General features: G+C 70.8%; 10 protein-coding genes. 3 read left to right on the forward strand and 7 right to left on the reverse strand.

The window, feature by feature from the left end:
- Positions 1-5: 5 nt before the first annotated feature.
- Both QMG73_RS06025 and QMG73_RS06030 read right to left on the reverse strand, forming a co-directional pair.
- Complete coding sequence (locus QMG73_RS06025) at positions 6-2,456, reverse strand: helix-turn-helix transcriptional regulator (protein ID WP_281892968.1); 2,451 nt, start codon at positions 2,454-2,456, stop codon at positions 6-8.
- Positions 2,453-3,718 carry an Hsp70 family protein gene (locus tag QMG73_RS06030; RefSeq protein ID WP_281892970.1) on the reverse strand — a complete coding sequence of 422 codons (1,266 nt, stop codon included), beginning with the start codon at positions 3,716-3,718 and terminating at the stop codon, positions 2,453-2,455. The genes QMG73_RS06025 and QMG73_RS06030 overlap by 4 nt, the downstream gene beginning before the upstream one ends.
- 190 nt (positions 3,719-3,908) lie before the next feature.
- Here QMG73_RS06030 and QMG73_RS06035 point away from each other — a divergent pair, with 190 nt between their 5' ends.
- The 3 genes from QMG73_RS06035 (at position 3,909) to QMG73_RS06045 (ending at position 8,024) form a co-directional block, all read left to right on the forward strand.
- Positions 3,909-4,754 carry an IniB N-terminal domain-containing protein gene (locus QMG73_RS06035; RefSeq protein WP_281892972.1) on the forward strand — a complete coding sequence of 282 codons (846 nt, stop codon included), beginning with the start codon at positions 3,909-3,911 and terminating at the stop codon, positions 4,752-4,754.
- 115 nt (positions 4,755-4,869) lie between these two features.
- Positions 4,870-6,606, forward strand: coding sequence for a dynamin family protein (locus QMG73_RS06040; protein WP_281892974.1), 1,737 nt, complete (start codon positions 4,870-4,872; stop codon positions 6,604-6,606).
- The gene (locus tag QMG73_RS06045) at positions 6,603-8,024 is read left to right on the forward strand and encodes a P-loop NTPase family protein (RefSeq protein ID WP_281892976.1); all 1,422 of its coding nucleotides are present in this window, start codon (positions 6,603-6,605) and stop codon (positions 8,022-8,024) included. Before QMG73_RS06040 ends, QMG73_RS06045 begins: the two co-directional genes overlap by 4 nt.
- Here QMG73_RS06045 and QMG73_RS06050 read toward each other — a convergent pair.
- From QMG73_RS06050 to QMG73_RS06070, 5 genes are all read right to left on the reverse strand, one after another.
- Complete coding sequence (locus tag QMG73_RS06050) at positions 8,009-12,913, reverse strand: DNA repair ATPase (RefSeq protein ID WP_281892978.1); 4,905 nt, start codon at positions 12,911-12,913, stop codon at positions 8,009-8,011. The two genes, QMG73_RS06045 and QMG73_RS06050, sit on opposite strands and share 16 nt — an antisense overlap.
- The gene (locus QMG73_RS06055) at positions 12,910-15,111 is read right to left on the reverse strand and encodes a flotillin family protein (RefSeq protein WP_281892979.1); all 2,202 of its coding nucleotides are present in this window, start codon (positions 15,109-15,111) and stop codon (positions 12,910-12,912) included. The genes QMG73_RS06050 and QMG73_RS06055 overlap by 4 nt, the downstream gene beginning before the upstream one ends.
- Positions 15,112-15,123: 12 nt before the next feature.
- The gene (locus QMG73_RS06060; RefSeq protein ID WP_281892980.1) at positions 15,124-15,723 is read right to left on the reverse strand and encodes a hypothetical protein; all 600 of its coding nucleotides are present in this window, start codon (positions 15,721-15,723) and stop codon (positions 15,124-15,126) included.
- Between the two features lie 119 nt (positions 15,724-15,842).
- Positions 15,843-16,613: a hypothetical protein gene (locus QMG73_RS06065; protein ID WP_281892981.1), complete on the reverse strand. Its 771-nt coding sequence runs from the start codon at positions 16,611-16,613 to the stop codon at positions 15,843-15,845.
- Positions 16,610-17,215 carry an RNA polymerase sigma factor gene (locus QMG73_RS06070; protein WP_281892982.1) on the reverse strand — a complete coding sequence of 202 codons (606 nt, stop codon included), beginning with the start codon at positions 17,213-17,215 and terminating at the stop codon, positions 16,610-16,612. Before QMG73_RS06070 ends, QMG73_RS06065 begins: the two co-directional genes overlap by 4 nt.
- Positions 17,216-17,307 lie beyond the last annotated feature (92 nt).

Raw genomic sequence — 17,307 nt, forward strand, 5'->3', positions numbered from 1 at the left:
ATCGCCTATTCGCTCGGCCGCCGTGGCCAGGGGGCACGCCGCAATGGCTCACCGCCGGGACGGTCAGCGGTCATGGCCCGGAGCCGCGCCAGCAGGTCGCTGCGGCTGGTGCATCCCAGCCGTTGGCGCATCCGGGCAACATGGTGCTCAACCGTCTTTGCCGAGATGAAGAGCCGGTCGCCGATCTGCTTGTATGTCAGACCGGTCAGCACCAGCTCAGCCACCTCCTGCTCGCGCTCGCTGAGCCGGGTCTGCACCGGCTGCGCCGTTGCGTCCGGCATGTGCTCCGCGGCCGACGAGCGCGTCCCCTGCGGTCTCCCCTGGAACAGCCTCGCACAATCGAGCAGCGTCGTCATCGCCTTGCGGTCAGATGTGCGGATCGCGGCCTGGCCGGCGAGCCGGGCGGCGTCCCAGCACAGGCCAGCGCCGTGCAACCCACGGGCGGCCGCTTCGACCTTCGGCGTGTCGACGATCCCGCGCAGCACCTCGATCCAGCTCAGGGCCGCGGCGGCCACCACCGACCCGTACCGGGAGTGGTCGGCACCGTCGACGAGGGCCGCGACATGATCATCAGCAGCGGCCGGCTCCTCGGCCAGGATCGCCGCGTGCAGGCCGCTCCACCGCATCGGCGCGGTCCAGAGTGGAGGGTTTTCGAGCCGCTCCAGCAGCGCGTACGCGTCGTGCACGTGAGCGGCGAGCCGCGCCTGCTCGCCGAGGCGGGCCGCGGCCACGGCCAGCTCGCCGAGCGGCAGCAGCGTGAACAGGTCGACAGGGTGCCGCATGACCGCCTCGCGGGCACGTCCCCAGCCCCGATGCAGCGCCGCCAGGTCGCTGTTGCGCCGCGCGATCCCCACCTCTAGAGCCGCGGCGAAGAGCAGGTCGCGCGGTTCGAGCCGGGCCGCTCCGAGCGAGGCGAGCCGCTCCTCGGCAGCGGTGGTGCAGCCGCGCACCATGAGGATCCATGCCTGCAGCAGCCGGTGCCGGCGCGACATCAGCGTGGCGCCCATGTCGACGGCGACGGCACGGTCGAGCACCGACTCGCCGATGTCGAGTTCGCCACTGTGGAGTGCGACGAGCGCGGCCAGCGCGGCGGGGCTGTCGGGCAGCAGTACGGCCTGTCCGGCCGGCTCGAGGAGCGCGGACGCCTGCACCAATGTGGACAGTGCGCCGGTCGCCGAGCCGGTGAGCGACTCCCGGACACCGGCCGCCATCAGCGCGGCGGCGCCGGCGAGCAGGGTCGGTGGGCCATCGGGTGCCACCTGCGAGGCGCGACCCGGCTGGCCGGTACCAAGGAATCCAACCGCCGCGAAGGCCGCGGATGACGGCGTGCCCGACCAGCCGTACAGCTCCGCACTGCGGCCGAGCTGGCCGCGGTGCGCGAGTGCGGTCGCGGCGACGGCTGCGCCGGCGGCTCGGTCGGGCGAACTCTCGACGGCGACGAGCTGGTCGGCGATGCGCAGGCCGGCGTCCAGATCCCCGGCGAGCGCCGCGGCCAGCGCGCGGCGCGCGGCCGTCGGGCGCCCGGCGGCGGACGCGTGCGCGAACAGCTCCGCGGCCAGTGCCGGCTCGTCGGCCAGCGCCTCGTCAGCGGCGGCCTCGAACGCCGCGGCCAGGCCAGCACCGCCGACGCCGGCGGCCAGGACCGATCGTGCCAGCGGCAGTACCGTGCCGCCGCGCGCCAACTGCAGCTCCGCGAGCCGCTGCCACACGGCGGTGCGCTGTGCCGCCGGGCTGAGCAGGGCGACAGCGCGACGAGCCACGGGTACCGGCCGGCCGTCCGCACCGAGCAAACCGGTGGCTCGGGCCGCCTCCAGCAGCTCGTCGACCCTCACCAGGTCGGTGTCGAGCAGCGCGCCCAGCAGGTCGGCGGGCAGCTCCAGCCCGGTGGCGAAGGCGAGCAGCAGCCCGCGTACCTCGGCGGGGAGCCCATCGAGGTCGGCGCGGAACTGCACCAGCGCGGCCGGCGGCACCTCGCCGCCCGGCTGCTCCACGGCGACCGCGAGCCGTTCGACGAAGCGCGGCACCCCGCCGGCCTGCGTGTGGAGGTACCGGGCGAGCGCGGTGGTGGCGCCTGAGCCGAGGTACTGCGCGGTCTGCCGCTCGCTGAACGGCGCGAGCACGAACGGCCGGAGCCGCGTCACCAGGTCGCCGAGCGCCGGTGGCCGGGGCCACGGGCGGTACGCCAGCACGAGCCCGCCGCGCTGTCCGGCCACGTGTTCGGCCAGCTCGCGCAGCCGCTCCTCGGGCAGCAGGTGCGCGTCGTCGACGAAGAGCACGCCGCGGTCGCTGCCGGCGCGCTGGACCGCCTCGGCCAGCTCGCGCAGCAGCGTGCTCTTGCCGTAGCCGGCGGGCGACTGTATGGCGAGCCAGAGTGGACCGTCGTGCGCGGAGGCGAGCAGGGCGCGCGCCCGCTCGTCCGCGACGAATAGCGCCGCGGTCGTCATGCGGGCACTCACGGACGGCCTCCGACCAGGCCACGGATGCGCTGGCCCGAGCGCATGCGCGGCAGCTTCAACGGGGTGATCGAAAGGGGCGGCCGGGGCGGGGGCGCCGCGCCCATCTCACCCTCGTTCACGTATGAGGACGGCTCAGGGTTCGACATCCGGAGCGCCGGCGGCTCCGCGGTCCACACTGGATCTTGGTATTCCGTCACGGGCGGCGCCAGGATCTGCGCGGCGGCGAGCGCGGCACCAGCGGCGGCGGTGGATTGCGGGTCGGCGTCGACCACCACCGGCACCGGCAGCTCCGTGGCGATCAGCTCCGCGACCAGCGGCATCCGCACGGCACCGCCCGCCAGCACGACCGCGTCGACCTGTCCGGCGTCGACCCCGGCGGCGTGGATCGTGCGCACGAGCGTGTCGACGGTGTGCCGCACCGCCGGCCGGATCGCGCCTTCCAGTTCGGAACGCGTCACCGGCACCCGCAGATGACCGCGCGGCAGGTGCACCGGAACGTCCGTCTCCGGCTCGACGCTGAGCCGCTCCTTGGCTCGCGTGCACTCGCGCCGCAGCCCGTAGAGCGCCAGCCGGACCTGCGGGCCGTCGAGCTCGCGCAGCTCCCGGCCCAGCTTGCCCCGTACCAGGGCCGCGAGCGCGTCGTCGATGTCGTCGCCGCCGAACCGGTCGACGGGCGCCGTGCTGCCGAGCAACCGGAAGCCGACCGGATCGGCCCAGCCCACCACGGACGCCTCGTATCCGTTGCCGCCGAGGGAGTACACGCAGAGCGTGCCGCCCAGTACGCCGCGTGCCGCGTGCCGCTCCGCGGCCAGCACCGGCTCGGGCAGCAGCGTGACGTTGGCGAGCCCGATCTCCCAGAGGGCGCGGTGCAGCAGCTCGCGCCGGTACTTGCCCCAGCCCGCCGGGTGGCTGATCACGACCTGCTCGGCGACCTCGCCCTCGCTGGCCAGCACCCGTTCGACCACCCACATCGCGAGCACGGCGGTCAGTGCCTGCGGGGTGCACGGTTCGTTGCCGACCAGGAGCGGAACGTCGTCACCGATGCGCCGGCTGAAGCCCCGGGCGAGCCGGGTGGCGTCGGGGCGGGCCGGCTCTCCCACGGTGAGGGTGCCGTCACCCCCCATATGCAGCGCGGATGGCACGGCGTTGCCCCGATCCCCCAGCCGCACGACTTCGGGCTCCCCCCAGCCGTTCGCGTGCAGGCGGGAGACAGCGGCGGTCGTGCTCGTGCCACCGATGTCGATCCCCAGCACGTACGGCATACGCAATCTCCTCCCGAACGGTCCCTGACGTTCGTACCAGAGATGTCCGTGCCACTGGACCACCAATTTTGCCCCAACAGATCCCCTAATCCCCTAACGGTCGAGTACGGGGATGCCCTAACGGGGGCCCGGGACGACCCGGCGCCGTCCCCGATGCCCGGCAGGTCCCCCGGCCCATAGCGTTCTGCCCATGGATTCGTCTCAAACGCTGCACGACTTCGTGCTGAACCTGCTCACCAACGCGGAGGCGCGTTCCGCCTTCGAACTCGACCCCGAGGGTGTGCTGAACGACGCTGGCCTGGGCGACATCACGGCCGCTGACGTGCAGGACGTGGTGCCGCTGGTGGTCGACTACGCCCCCGTGCAGGGCATCACGTCGCTCGCACCGGTGCAGGATCTGGGCATCGGCGCCATCGACAGTGACCCCGCGAACGTGATCGGCCAGCTCCAGGCCGTGACCAGCCAGCTCACCGCGGGCGTGCAGTCGACCAGCGCGGACGCCAACGTCGCCGCGATCGGCGCGATCGCGGTCGACTCGACCGGGCTCGACGCGGTCACCACCAGCGTCCTGCCGGGCCTGGGCCTGACGGCGAACACCTCCGGCGCGGCCGTCGACCTGTCGGGTGTGCACGACGTGGCCGACACCCTGGACGCCGACGTCGTCAGCCCTGTCACCGCTGATGCCACCGGCACCGTCGACACGACGCTCGGCACCGCCGACGGCCTGCTGAGCGGCTCGCCGGTCGACGGCGTACTCGGCACCACCGACGCCACCCTCGGCACCGTCACCGGCACGCTCGACCACGCCACCGGCCTGGTCGACGGGCTGGGTCTCCCGGTCGACGTGCCGGACGTCTCCTCCGTCACCGGCGACTCCTCCTCGCTGGTGAGCGGCGCCACCGGCACCGTGACCGGCGCGCTCGACGGCGTCGGCGTTGGCGGGCTGCTCAGCGGCGACGCCAGCGTGCACGGCTCGGCCGACGCGAGCGCCCACGCCGACACGGGTCTGCTCGGCGCCACCGACATTCTCTTCTGAGCCGCCCTCCTCTGAGCTGCTCTCTTCTGAGGGGAAAGAAGCGGGGGAGGCCGAATCGGGTCCGGCCTCTCCCGCCCCTCTTGATAAATGAGGGGAAATCCGCACACTTGGTCCGGTGGCGAACGCACCGACGTGGCTCACCGTCCTCGACGAGACGGCCCGAGTGTGCGCTGCGCACGGCCGCACCGATCTGATCCAGTGGGTCAAGCAGAAGCGGGCCCAACTGGTCGACCCGAAGCTCCGGGTGCTCGTGGTCGGCGAGCCGAAGCAGGGCAAGAGCCAACTGGTCAACGCACTCATCAACGCGCCCGTCTGCCCCGTCGGAGACGGCCTGACAACCGCGATCCCCACGGTGGTCCGGCACGCTGAGGAGCCCATCTCGACGGTGGTCGAGGGCTCTGGCCGCGACACGACGTACGCGGAGATCGGGGTGCCGCGCGGGCTGCTCGCCGACGGTCTGGTCCTCATCGACACGCCCGGGGCCGACGGCGACGACCTTCGCGCGGCCGGCAACTCCGTCGCCGCACCCGCTCGCGCCGACGTTGTGATCATGGTCACAGACGCCACTCGCGAACTCTCGGTAACCGAGGTCAACCTGCTGCTCCACGTCGTGCGGTCACATCCCCAGGTCGTCGTCGCGCTGACCAAGACAGACATCGCGCCGCACTGGCGGCTGGTGGCGGAGCGCAACCGTCAACACCTCGCCAGCGCGGGCATCGCGGCTCCCCTGGTGCCGGTCTCCGCGACGCTGCGACTGGCCGCGGCGCGCACCAACGACAAGGCCATCAACGCCGAGTCAGGCTTTCCCGATCTGGTGGCACGGCTGAAGCAGTACCTGACCGCCAAGAACGACGTGCTCGCGCCCAGCGCTGTCGGCGTACTCACCGCCACCGTCATCGAGCAGCTCGCCGCGCCCCTGCGCGCGGAACTGTCCGCTAAGGACTCCGAGGAGCCGATGGCCAGGCTCTACGAGGCGCAGCGCACGCTCGACGAGCTGCGGCGCTGCTCGACCCGGTGGCAGAACACGCTGAACGACGAGATGACCGACCTGATGTCCGACATCGAGTACGACCTGCGCGAGCGGACCCGGCAGATCATGCGCAAGGTCGACGACGCCTTCGACGCGGCCGACCCGCTGCGCACATGGGAGGACTACCAGCAGTGGCTGGAGACGAGCCTCACCGAGGTCGCCGAGTCGAACTTCGCGTGGCTGCTCCAGCGCTGCGACTGGATCAGCGGCCGGGTGGCCGACCACTTCGTGCGGTACGAGGCCGACGTCGTCCCTGAGTGGCGGGTCAACATGCCGGACCTCACCCGCCACATCGGCACGATCGACCAGCCGAACATCGAGCGGTTCAGCGCGGTGCAGAAGGTGTTCACGGGGTTGCGCGGCTCCTACGGCGGGCTGCTCATGTTCGGTCTCGCCACGACGCTGGCCGGAATGCCGCTCATCAACCCCATCTCGCTCGGCGCGGGCGCGCTCTTCGGCGGCAAGACCATCCGCGACGAGGGCAAGTCGCTGCTGCGGCGCCGCCAGGCGCTCGCCAAGACCGCTTCGCAGCGGCACATCGACGACTTCTTTCTGAGGCTCAACAAGGAGTGCAAGGACACGGCGCGCTGGGTACAGCGCATCCTGCGCGACCACTACACCTCGGTGACCGAGCAGTTGCACGACGCGATCGTGCATTCACTGCGCAACGCCAAGCAGGCCGCCGACGCCGACGCCGCCGAACGCAACAAACGGCAGATGGAGCTGCAGCAGCAGATGCGCCGCCTGGCGACGCTCTACGAGCAGGCGCGGGAGCTGACGGTACGGCCGGAGGGTCACGCGGTGCTGGAGCCCGTCGCATGAGGGACGCACCGCTTTCCGAGTCGGTGTGGACCTTGCTGAACGACGCCCTGGAGCTGTACCGGGACAGCCGGCCGGCGACCGATCGGCTGCGGCACCACATGAACCGCTTCGGTGAGCCGCTCCGGATCGCGGTCGCCGGGCCGTGGCAGTCCGGCAAGTCCACATTGGTCAACGCGCTCGTCGGTGACGAGGTCGCCCCGATCGAAGCCCCCGGCGGGCAGGCGGTCTTCGCCTGGTACCAGGACGGCACCGAGCCGCACGCGGTGGCGTACCCGGCCGGCGCGGAGCTGCCGGTGACCCGGTCGACGCAAGGGCTGCGCGTCGACGTCGGCCGGTGGGATCCGGCGCCGGTCAACGACCTCGTGGTCACCTGGCCGAGCCGGGCCCTGCGGCACGCGACGGTCATCGACACGCCACCCGTGCCGTCCGCCTGCGACAAGATCCTTCGAGACGCCGACGCCGTGCTGTACCTGACCAGGGACGGCCGCGGCACCGACCTGCACGTCCTGGAGTGGCTGCAGGACGGCATGGTCGCCAAGGCGGCGCCGGTCAACGCGCTGATGGTCCTCTCCCGGGCGGACGAGACCGGCGGCGGGCGCATCGACGCGCTGCTCGCGGCCCGCCAGGTGGCCCGGCGGCACCAGCGCGACCCGCGGATCAGCGGGCTGTGCCTCGGCGTGGTGGCGGTGGGCGGCCTTGTCGCGCTCGCCGGGCGGGTGCTGACCGATACCGACTTCGCGGCGCTCGCCGCGCTCGCCGGCGCGCCCCGCACCGAGGTGGAGAACCATCTACTGTCGACAGACCGGTTCACGGTCGCGGAATTCCCCGCGCCGGTCAGCGTCGAGGTCCGCCGCGCGCTGCTCGACCGGCTAGGCATCTTCGGGGTACGGCTGGCGACGACGCTGATCCGCACCGGCACCGATACCCGAGCCAAGCTCGCCGCCGAGCTGGTACGCCGCAGCGGGCTCGCCGAACTGCGCGAGGCGGTCAGCCGGTGCTTCATCGACCGGCGCGACGCGCTACGGGCCCGGTCAGCGCTCGCCGCCCTCGAATCCGTGGTACTGGCCGAGCCCCGTCCGGGCTCCGACGCGCTGCTCGCCGAGCTGGAGCGGGTACTGGCCGGCGCGCACGACTTCCGCGAGCTGCGGCTGCTGGCGTCGTTGCAAGGCCAGCGGGTCGCGTTCGAAAAGGAGCTGACCGGCGAGGCCCGGCGGCTGATCGGCGAGAACGGCACCGGGCTCGCCGCACGGCTCGGCGTCGACCAGCGCGCCACCGCGTCCGAGCTGTGGCGGCTCAGCTCAGCGGCGCTCGGCCGCTGGCAGGAGCACAGCGAGGATCCGCTGTTCGATGCCGACCAGCGCCGAGCCGCCGAGGTAGTGGTGCGAACCTGCGAGGGCCTCCTCTACTCCCTCTCCTGACGCCCCGCCGCCCTGGTGATGGCGGTTTCGACGCCGGCCACGCGGTCGGCCAGCAGGCCCATCGCGCCGACCGCGCGGGTCAGCGGGTCGTCTTCCGCACCGCCCAGGGCCCGCTGCTTCAGGTACGCCGCCTTCACCTCGGCCCACCGCTGCTCCTGCTCCGGTGTCATCCGGCCCCGCAGCTCGGCGAGCTTCAGCAGGTTGGCCTCGGCGCCGGTGGTGAGCGTCTGCGCCTCGCCCACGTAGTGGTCGTCGATGACGGCTTCGAGCTCGTCGTCGTTCATGACCGGCACGATCCGCTCGGCGAGCTTGTTCATGTTCCGGTACGAGCCCTGGAGCTGGAACGGTGGCTCGACACGGGAAGCGTCGGCTTGTGCCGCCGAGGCGATGTACGCCTGGTTGTTGGCCAGTACGACGCGCTGAACCCGCAGCAGCTTGCGCAGTACCGAGAGGATCTGGTCCAGCTCCACCGCCGAGTACGGGTGGCTGAGCTGGTCCGGGCGCACCGACTCGTCGCCCTTCGCGAGCCGCACCAACAGCTCCACATCACCACGGTCGCGAGTGGACAGTGGCGACAGGACGGTGTTCGAGGTGAGCGAGTTCTCGATGTAGCTCAGGGCGAAGACGTCTTCCTTGCCCGACAGCACGTCACCGAGATTCCACACGTCGGCCCGGTTGGCGAGCATGTCCGGCACCCGGAAGCGCTGCCCCGACTCCGTGTACGGGTTACCCGCCATGCACACCGCGAACCGCTTGCCACGCAGGTCGTACGTGCGCGTGCGCCCCCGCCACACGCCCTCCATCCGGCGCTGGGCGTCACAGAGCGAGATGAACTTCTGCAGCAGCTCCGGCGAGGTGTGCTGGATGTCGTCGAGGTAGAGCAGCACGTTGTTGCCCGTCTCCAGGGCGAACGTGATCTTCTCGACCTCTTGCCGGGCGGTCGCGTTGGGCGCCTCCGCCGGGTCGACCGAGGTCACGTTGTGGCCGAGCGACGGCCCGTTCACCTTGACGAACATGAGGCCCAGCCGGCTCGCCACGTACTCCATCAGTGTGGTCTTGCCGTAACCGGGCGGGGAGATGAGCAGCAGCAGGCCCATCTGGTCGGTGCGCTTGGCGTCCCCGACGGCACCGAGCTGGCGGGCCAGGTTGGTGCCGATCAGTGGCAGGTACACCTCGTCGAGCAGCCTGTTGCGCACGAAAGCACTCATCACCTTCGGCTGGTGCTCCTCCAGCCGCAGCCGGGTGCGCTCGCCGGCGACCAGCTCGTTGCGCTGCCGCTGGTACGCCCGGAAGGCGGGCACCCGTTCGGCGCGGTACCGCCGGGTGCGGGACAGCACCTCGTCGAGGCGCAGCTCGATGCGGCGGTCCACCACGCGGGTGTGCGTGCCGAGCAGACCCTCCACAGTGGCCATCAGCTCGGCCGACGAGTCGTACCGGGGCACGTCCCTGTCGCACAGCTCAACGGCGACCGCCTCGGCAAGCTCGTGGTCGGTCAGGTCGGCGGCACTGTCCACGAAGGAGCGCAGCCACGCCGTGACGAGCTGCCGCCGGGCCGCGAGATCGTCGCCGAGCGCGCGCAGGTCCCGCTCGAACTCGCCGTCCGACGGGCTACCGAGCGCCCGGTGGAACCGGTCGAGCAGAGTGCGGGCGCCGGCGCTGGTGACGAAGCCGAACGGCGCGGTCGACAGCTCCTCGAAGAGGTACTCCCCCGCGAGGCCCGCGTCTGGCTCGTCGGGCAGGAACTCGTGGATCGCCTTGGACAGCTCACCGCACAGTTCACCGATCGCGTCGACCCGGCCGAACGCCTTGCGGGCACGGGCGAGCGAGGTGGCTCGCGTCGACCACGCGGCTCGCGCCTCGTCGCTCGTGCCGTACGCCCAGAAGAGCTGCGCGGCGGCTCGTGCGTCCGGCGGGTACCGGAGCAGGCCGGCGCCCGCGTGCAGGCGAAGCAGCGCGGCGAGGATCGCGGCGGCGTCGTGGTCGTGCACGCCGCGCTCGTACCCCTCGTCGTACCGGGACTCGGCGACCCGGCGTACCGAGTCGCGCAGGCCAGTCTCGGTGACGGCCGCCTCGTGCAGCGCGTCCAAAGAGGAGGCTTCGATCAGGATCGACGCCGCCAGGTACTCCGCCCGGTACATCTGCGGAGTCTCGGAGACCAGCAGCTGCTCCCAGAACGGCCGGGTGGCCGCGAATCCCTCATCCTCGACCGGGGACCGGTAGTCGGTGCCGGTGACGGCGAACGCCATCTCGCCGGCGTGCGGCACGAGCGTGAGGTCGATCGCCTGGGTGTTGACGGCGAAGCGGTGCCGGCCGAGCTGGATGGTCTCGCCGCCGTCCTGGTACAGGTCGAGCCGGTCACGCAGGCTCCGGCCGGCCTCCTGGCGGGCCGCCTTGATGCGACCCTCCAGCTCCTCACCGCGCACCTGATCGCCCAGCTCGCGCAGGTCACCGGCCACGCTGCGCAGCTTTGTGATCATGGGGTCGGAGGCGAAGTACGTGTTGACCTCGTCGATCGACTTGAGCGTGGCGACCCGGCGGGCGACGCTCGTGAGGATGCGTTCGGCCGAGTCGACAAGCCGGTCCGAACGGCGTGCCCGCTCGTCGAGCAGCGCCTGCTTGCGCGACGAGAACGCCTCGTACACGTCGGTGCGCTTCGCCGAGAGCTCGGTCAGGAAGTCGTCGAACTCGCTGAACCGCGACTCCAGGTTTTCCAGCTGCAGCAGCAGCCGGCCGAGCTGCTCGTCGCACCGCTCCGGCGTATCCGCAACAGCGAGCGCGCCGGTGACCGCCTGACCGAGAAGCGCGAACTCGGCCGCGAACTCGGCCCGCCCCTCGGTGGCGAGCAGCGCCTTGCGCCGACCGTCCAGTGTGGCCCGTGCCCGGTTGATGCCGGCGAGCACCTCGCCGATCCGCTCCAGGATCCCGGTGCGCACGGTCGCGTCGGCGATGTCGAGCGTGCCGACCACCTCGGTGAGCACCTGCAGGCCGTCGGACTGTGTGGACAGCCGCGTGGCGACGGGCTCGGCCTCCGCCACGGTCGCGATGGCCTCCGCGTCGGTGACCAGCCGCTCGATGTCGGCGTGGTAGCCGCCGAACGCGTCTTCCTGCTGGAGGAACCGCACCGCGCGCTCCGCCGCGGAGGCCAGCTCCTCCTTCAGCACCCTGTCTTGCTCGTCGATCCGCGCACCGTCCACATAGCGCAGTTCGCGGAGTGTGACCAGGCGCCCCTGCGCGGCGCGCAACTCGGCGAGCTGCCCCACCCACGCGTCGGCGCTCAACGGCGTCTCGCCGCGGGCCCGGCGTACCAGCGCCGTGATCTGGCCGGTGGCCTCCTCCAGCGCCGCGGCGGCCTGATCGGTGAGCGCCTGCACCTTTTCGAACTCGTCGAGCACCTGCTCGGCGGTCGCGCGCACCTCGGCGAGCGGCGCGCGCAGGTCGCCCAGCTCGCGCTCACCCAACCAGTGGTAGTGGTCGAAGATGCGGGCGCAGGCGGAGATCAGCCCTTCGAACACGCCCGTGGACGGGCTCATCTCGTCGACCATCCGGGCCACCGAGAGGCAGTCCGAGATCCCGCGTACCAGGTCGGCGTTGCCCACCCGCTCCAGCGGGCCGGTGCCCACCGGCTGCTTCGCCGCGTAGGTGTCTGACAGGTACGGCGTCTGCCACACCTGCATCGGGTGCACCCGGGTCGGCTCGTCCGAGGTGGCCCGGAAGACCACCAGCGTGCCGTCGTCGAAGATGGAGTAGCCGTGGCACGGTACCGGGTTCGCGACCTCTTTGCGGATCACGTTGTACGGCAACAGGAGCGAGCGGCCCTCGGCGCGGGCGTGGAAGACGTACAGGACGTCTTCGCCGTTGGTGGAGCGGATGACCCGCTCGAACTCCAGGCTCGTCACGTCGGTGTCGAAGGTGCGACTGACCCCGGTCGCCAGGTAGTACCCGCCCGGGAAGATGAGCCCGTGGTCTTCGGGCAGCCGCTGGCACGCCTGCCCGATGCCGTCGAGCCGCACGACGCCCTTGGTCCTGGTGTTGAACACCAGGTACCGCCAAGTGGTCTCCTTGTACGGCCGGATGCGCAGCAGGATCAGCGACCCCACCCGGGCATAGTGGATGTCGGCGTCGGCGAGGCTCTGCAACGGCTCTTCGACCGGCTCGCTGTAGATGCCCTCGCCGGTCTCGGTGTTGTTTTCCACCTTGACGGTCAGCGTGCCACCCACGGTCTCCACGAAGACGTCGCCGTCGATGGAGATGTGCGGGTGCCGGCCGGTCACGTGCTGCTCGCGGGTGGTCTCCACCCACTCGAAGTCGTGCGACGGCGGGAAGACGTGGTCGCGGTCGCCTCGACTGTCCATGTAGGACATCGAGCCGTCAGGATCGATCCGCCACCGCAGCACCCGGATGTCTTCGGGCTGCGGACCGGTCTGGAAGATGGCCAGCAGCCGCCCCTCCAGCCGGCGCAGCTGCATGAGCCGGGTCTCCCGGTAGTACCGGTACAGCTCGCCGAAGTCCCGCAGGAACTGCGGGTCGCGCAGGAAGGCACCGTCGCCGGGCTCGTCGAACCTGAACGCCTCGCCGTCACGGCTGAACGCGTGCAGCGAGAACACGTCGTCGACCGTGGTCTCCGGCTTCAGTCCAATGAAGACGTTGTAGCCGAAAAGCATCAGTCCACCGATCGACACGATGTCGCGCGGTACACAGTTGTTTTCGGTGCGGATGCGCTCGGTGCCGATCAGGCGAAGCTCGGCGTTGCCGAAGACCTTGAGGCGCTCGGCGTTGAGCGCCTCCGCCCGCCGGGCCAGCTCGGCGGCGCGCTCGCCGAGCCGGCCGCGCAGCACCTCGTAGGTGCCGGCGTCCAGATCGGCGCGCGCCGCCTCCTGCGTGACAGTCACTTCGAGTTGAGCTCAGCGATCGGCGCGTCGGCGAGGCCGAGGCGCTTGGCCGTGTTGAGCAGTTCCTTCAGCTTGTCGGCGTCGGCGCCGCCGCCCTTGATCTGCTGGGCCAGGAACGCCGACAGCGTGAGGTTCTGCACGTCGGCGGTGCTGAGCGAGCCGAGCACCTTGGCCAGATCCTGCGTGAAGTTGGCCGAGCCGTCCAGGTACGGCCGGGCCAGGCCCTGCGCCACATCGGAGTGCTGCACGAAGCCGTCGACGCTCTTGCCCGCCGAGATCGAGCTCATCAGCCGGTCGAAGAACACCGTTTCGCCACCGACGATGTCGATGTTCGCCCGCTCCAGGCCCTTGCCGACAACGGTCGCCTGTGCCTCGGCCACCTGCCGCTGCACGTCGATACTGGCGAGACGGATCTCCTTCTCCGCCTCCAGCCGCAGCCGGTACTCCTCGTGCTCGCGGCTCGCCTCGTCGAGTGCGGCCATCGCGGCGGCCTTCTCGGTGAGACCCTCGGCCTCGCCCTTCAGCTTCTCGCGTACCGCGTCGGCCATCGCGAGCGCCTTCTCCCGCTCGACGGCGGCCTCGGCCATGCCCATCTTCTCCGCACCCGCGGCCACCGCGAGGGCCTTCTCCCGCTCGACCAGGGCTTCGGCCAGGCCGACCTTCTCCTTGCCCTCAGCGGCCGCGAGCGCCTTCTGCCGCTCCACCGACGCCTCGACCAGACCGACCTTCTCGGCACCCTCGGCCGCTGCCAGCGCCTTCTCGCGCTCGACGGCCGCCTGCGCGCGGCCCAGCTTCTCGATGGCCACGGCGTCCCGCTCGCGCACCTGCACCTGGGCGAGGCCCTCGGCGGCCGCCTCGGCCTGCACGCCTTCGGCAAGCCGGATCTTCGCGCGGGTTTCCAGCTCGGCGGCCTGCTGCCGGGCCTCGGCCAGCACCAGCGACTCGCGGGCCTTGTGCTTCGCGGCCGCCTCGGCGGCCTCGGCGGCCTTGATGTCCTTGACCAGAGCCTCCTGCGCCTCGGCCTCGGCGTGGATCACGGTCGCCTGGCGGGCCCGCTCGGCCTCCTCGACGACCCGGAGGCGCTTGATGATCTCCTCCTGCTCGGCAACCGTCTTCTCTACCGCGATGCGCTCACGGATCACCTCGGCGATCGCCCGCTTCTCGGCCTCGACCTCCTTGTCCTTGGAGATCGTGGTGAGCTCGGTCTCGCGCTGCCGAGAGATGACCTCGAGCATGCGGTCCTTCTCGATCTTCTCGGTCTCGATCGCGATGACCCGCTCGCGGTTCTTCGCGGCGACCGCGATCTCGCGCGCCTTGTTCTCCTGCTGGATGCCCAGCTGCTCCTCGGTGCGCAGGCTCGCGCCCTCGGCCCGCTGCCGCTCCTGCGCGTGGGCCATGGAGATCTCGGCCTCTTCGCGCGCCCGCAGCGTCTCGATCTCGCGCCGTTGCTTGATCTCCGCCTCGGCCTGCTGCCGCTCCAGCTCCAGGATCGTCTGGCGCGCGTCGACGTTCTGGCGGGTGATCTCCTTCTGTTCCTTCTTCTGGAACTCGTTCGTCTTGACGTGCTCGATCGCGGTCAGCTCGGTGATCTTTCGGATGCCTTGCGCGTCAAGGATGTTGGCCGGGTCCAGTTTGGACATCGGCGTCTGCTCCAGGAAGTCGATCGCCGCGTCCTCCAGGCTGTACCCGTTGAGGTCGGTGCCGATCACCGCGATGATCTGGTCGCGGAACTCGTCGCGCTTGGTGTACAGGTCGACGAAGTCGAGCTGCTTGCCCACCGTCTTCAGCGCCTCGGAGAACTTCGCGTTGAAGAGCTCCTGCAACGTGTCCTGGTCGCTGGCCCGGGCCGTGCCGATGGCCTGCGCCACCTTGATGACGTCTTCGGTCGTCTTGTTGACCCGTACGAAGAATGAGATGCGGATGTCCGCGCGGATGTTGTCGCGGCAGATGAGGCCTTCGTTACCGGTGCGCTCGATCTCGATCGTCTTGACCGAGATATCCATGATCTCGGCCTTGTGTAGCACGGGCATGACGACCGCGCCGGTGAACGTGACGTCGACCTTCCGCACCTTCGAGACGATCAGGGCCTTGCCCTGCTCCACCTTCCGGAAGAGCCGGCCCACCATGAAGAGAAGGCCGATGAAGACGAGCAGCAGGACGGCGATGAGCACGCCGAACCCGGTGGTGATGACATCCATCAGTTGTTCCTTCTAACTGTGAGGGGCGACCGGCGTGACCCAGAAGAATTCGCCGTCGACGTCGTAGTCGTAGATGAGGGCCTGGCTGCCCGAGCGCAACGGGTCTTCGCCCGCCTGCCGGACCTGCACGATGGCTGAGGAGCCGTCGGCGGCGGTCACTTCCGCCTGACCGAAGCTGGCGCTGACCCGACCGGTACGGATCACGCAGAGCGCGCCGACGAAGTCGTTGCGAGACGCCTCCGGGCCGGCACGGAAGATTTTGCGCAGCGGCACCATCAACAGGCGGGTGCACAGCCACGCGAGGGCGAGAGCGATCACGAGTGTCACGGCGGCGAGCGCCAAGCCGCTGAAAAGGACGCCGCCGACAAGGCTGGCGAACCAGGCGAGCGCGATCAGTACGGACCCGACCACGGCGACGGGCGCGCCGCCGAGGCCCAAACCCCCGAGGAAGTCACCGAAGCCGTCGGCGTCTTCGATATCGGTTGTGCCGGCGAGAACCAGCACCCAGTACACGATGACGATCAGGAGGAGGATGCTGAAAAGGACGGTCGGAAACTCGAGCGTCGCCTCGACAAAGCCGCCCATCGCCTCGCGCCGCCCCCCGTTCTTCATCCAGCGGTACCCAGGATGATTGCATGCCTTGTCAACAGGCACATAGGGCGGTATACAAGGCGGCGCCCGAGGGAGCGCTGGGGGTCGCTCGCCTCAGGCGCCGCTGCTCGCGGGACCCTCTAGCGCGGGCCGTCCGGACGGGCCGATGTCGTGCTCTCCGGCCGGGGGTCGCGGTCGCCGGTCGGACCATCATCCTGGCCGCCCGGCCGATCCCCATCCGGACGGTCGGTGGAGCGCGGCGACGGGGTGCCGCTGGGCGTACCGCTCGGCCGGTCCTTCGGAGAAGCGCTGGGCCACCTGCGGAGCAGGTCGTCGCAGAACCTGTCCGCCCTGTCGCGGTCCTTCCCACCCGCGCGGTCGGCGAGTTCGTTGAACCGCTTGTCGTCGAGCGCGGCCTTGCGGTGGTCGCGGTCCCGCCCGATGTACTCGTGGCACAGCCTGACCAGACCCTCGGGACGAGCGGCGTGATCGGGACGCGGCGACGGCGTACCGGTCGGCTTGGTGGTCGGGCGCGGGCTTTCCGTACGAGGGCCGCCGAAGCCGGCGAACCCGAGCGGGCCCGAGCCACTCGTGGACGTGGCCGCGACGGCGACGCCGCCCACGCCCAGAACCGCGGCGCACACCGCGGCGACCTTCACGGTGACGATCTTTGCCAGTGCTGTCTTGAACATCGATTGCCTCTGCGCTTGGGAGTCAGGGTCGACCTGAGCCGCCCGGAACGCGGCCATCGCGGCCGCCTCCCCGATCACCGGTCCACCGGAATGCGGCGCGGCCGCTGCCGCCAGCAGGTCGGCGAGCCGGCGATGGCCGGTTTCTCGCGCGTCCCCACCACCGCGGAGCAGCCGTTCGGCGCTCGCGCGGTCAATCCGGTTTCCTCGGTTCGTGCTCATGTCACCTCCTTCAGCGTCGGCGGTTCGTTTTCTGTCACATCGGGTCCGAGCAGCTCAGCCAGGCGCTTCAAACCTCGGTACGTGGCGGTGCGCACGGCGCCCGATCGCTTGCCCAGTACGCGGCCGGCGGCTTGCGCGTCGAGCCCCAGTACCGCCCGCAGCAGCACCGCCTCCGCTTGGTCGCGCGGCAGTTGGGCGATGAGCGCGACAGCGTCACCGGTGGCCACCGAATCGAGCGCCTCTGCCGCGGTGTCGTGGTCGCTGGTCAGCTCGGCGAAATGCTCGGCCGGCGCGGCCACCGAGGGGCGCCGGCGCGCACTGCGAAGGTGGTCCATCGCACGGTGCCGCGCGATCGTGACCGCCCAACCCCGAAACTTGTCCCAGTCACCGCGGAACCGGCCGAGGTCGCGCGCGATCTGCAACCACGCTTCGGAGGCGACGTCCTCGGCGTCGTCGTTCACCAGCACGCGCAGGTATCGCAGCAGTACGGGCTGCAGTGTCCGGTACACGGTCTGGAACGCCGACTCGTCGCCGCGCTGGGCGGCGACGACGAGCGCGTTCAGGTCACGCGCGGCATGGAGGTCCGCCTCCAGCACATCCATCAGGCGCGACCTCCACGACGTAGCCCTCCTCCTACAGCGCCACCGCCCCCAAAAACGTCACACCCTCGACGCTGTGAACGTTTCGGGTGGCT

This window comes from Phytohabitans aurantiacus, assembly GCF_027923225.1.
Lineage (GTDB): Bacteria > Actinomycetota > Actinomycetes > Mycobacteriales > Micromonosporaceae > Phytohabitans > Phytohabitans aurantiacus.

Coding starts and splice junctions, on each gene's coding strand:
- QMG73_RS06065 (WP_281892981.1), bottom strand. CDS start 16,613: ATGAGCACGAACCGAGGAAACCGGATTGACCGCGCGAGCGCCGAACGG.
- QMG73_RS06060 (WP_281892980.1), bottom strand. CDS start 15,723: ATGAAGAACGGGGGGCGGCGCGAGGCGATGGGCGGCTTTGTCGAGGCG.
- QMG73_RS06030 (WP_281892970.1), bottom strand. CDS start 3,718: ATGCCGTACGTGCTGGGGATCGACATCGGTGGCACGAGCACGACCGCC.
- QMG73_RS06035 (WP_281892972.1), top strand. CDS start 3,909: ATGGATTCGTCTCAAACGCTGCACGACTTCGTGCTGAACCTGCTCACC.
- QMG73_RS06055 (WP_281892979.1), bottom strand. CDS start 15,111: ATGGATGTCATCACCACCGGGTTCGGCGTGCTCATCGCCGTCCTGCTG.
- QMG73_RS06045 (WP_281892976.1), top strand. CDS start 6,603: ATGAGGGACGCACCGCTTTCCGAGTCGGTGTGGACCTTGCTGAACGAC.
- QMG73_RS06070 (WP_281892982.1), bottom strand. CDS start 17,215: ATGGATGTGCTGGAGGCGGACCTCCATGCCGCGCGTGACCTGAACGCG.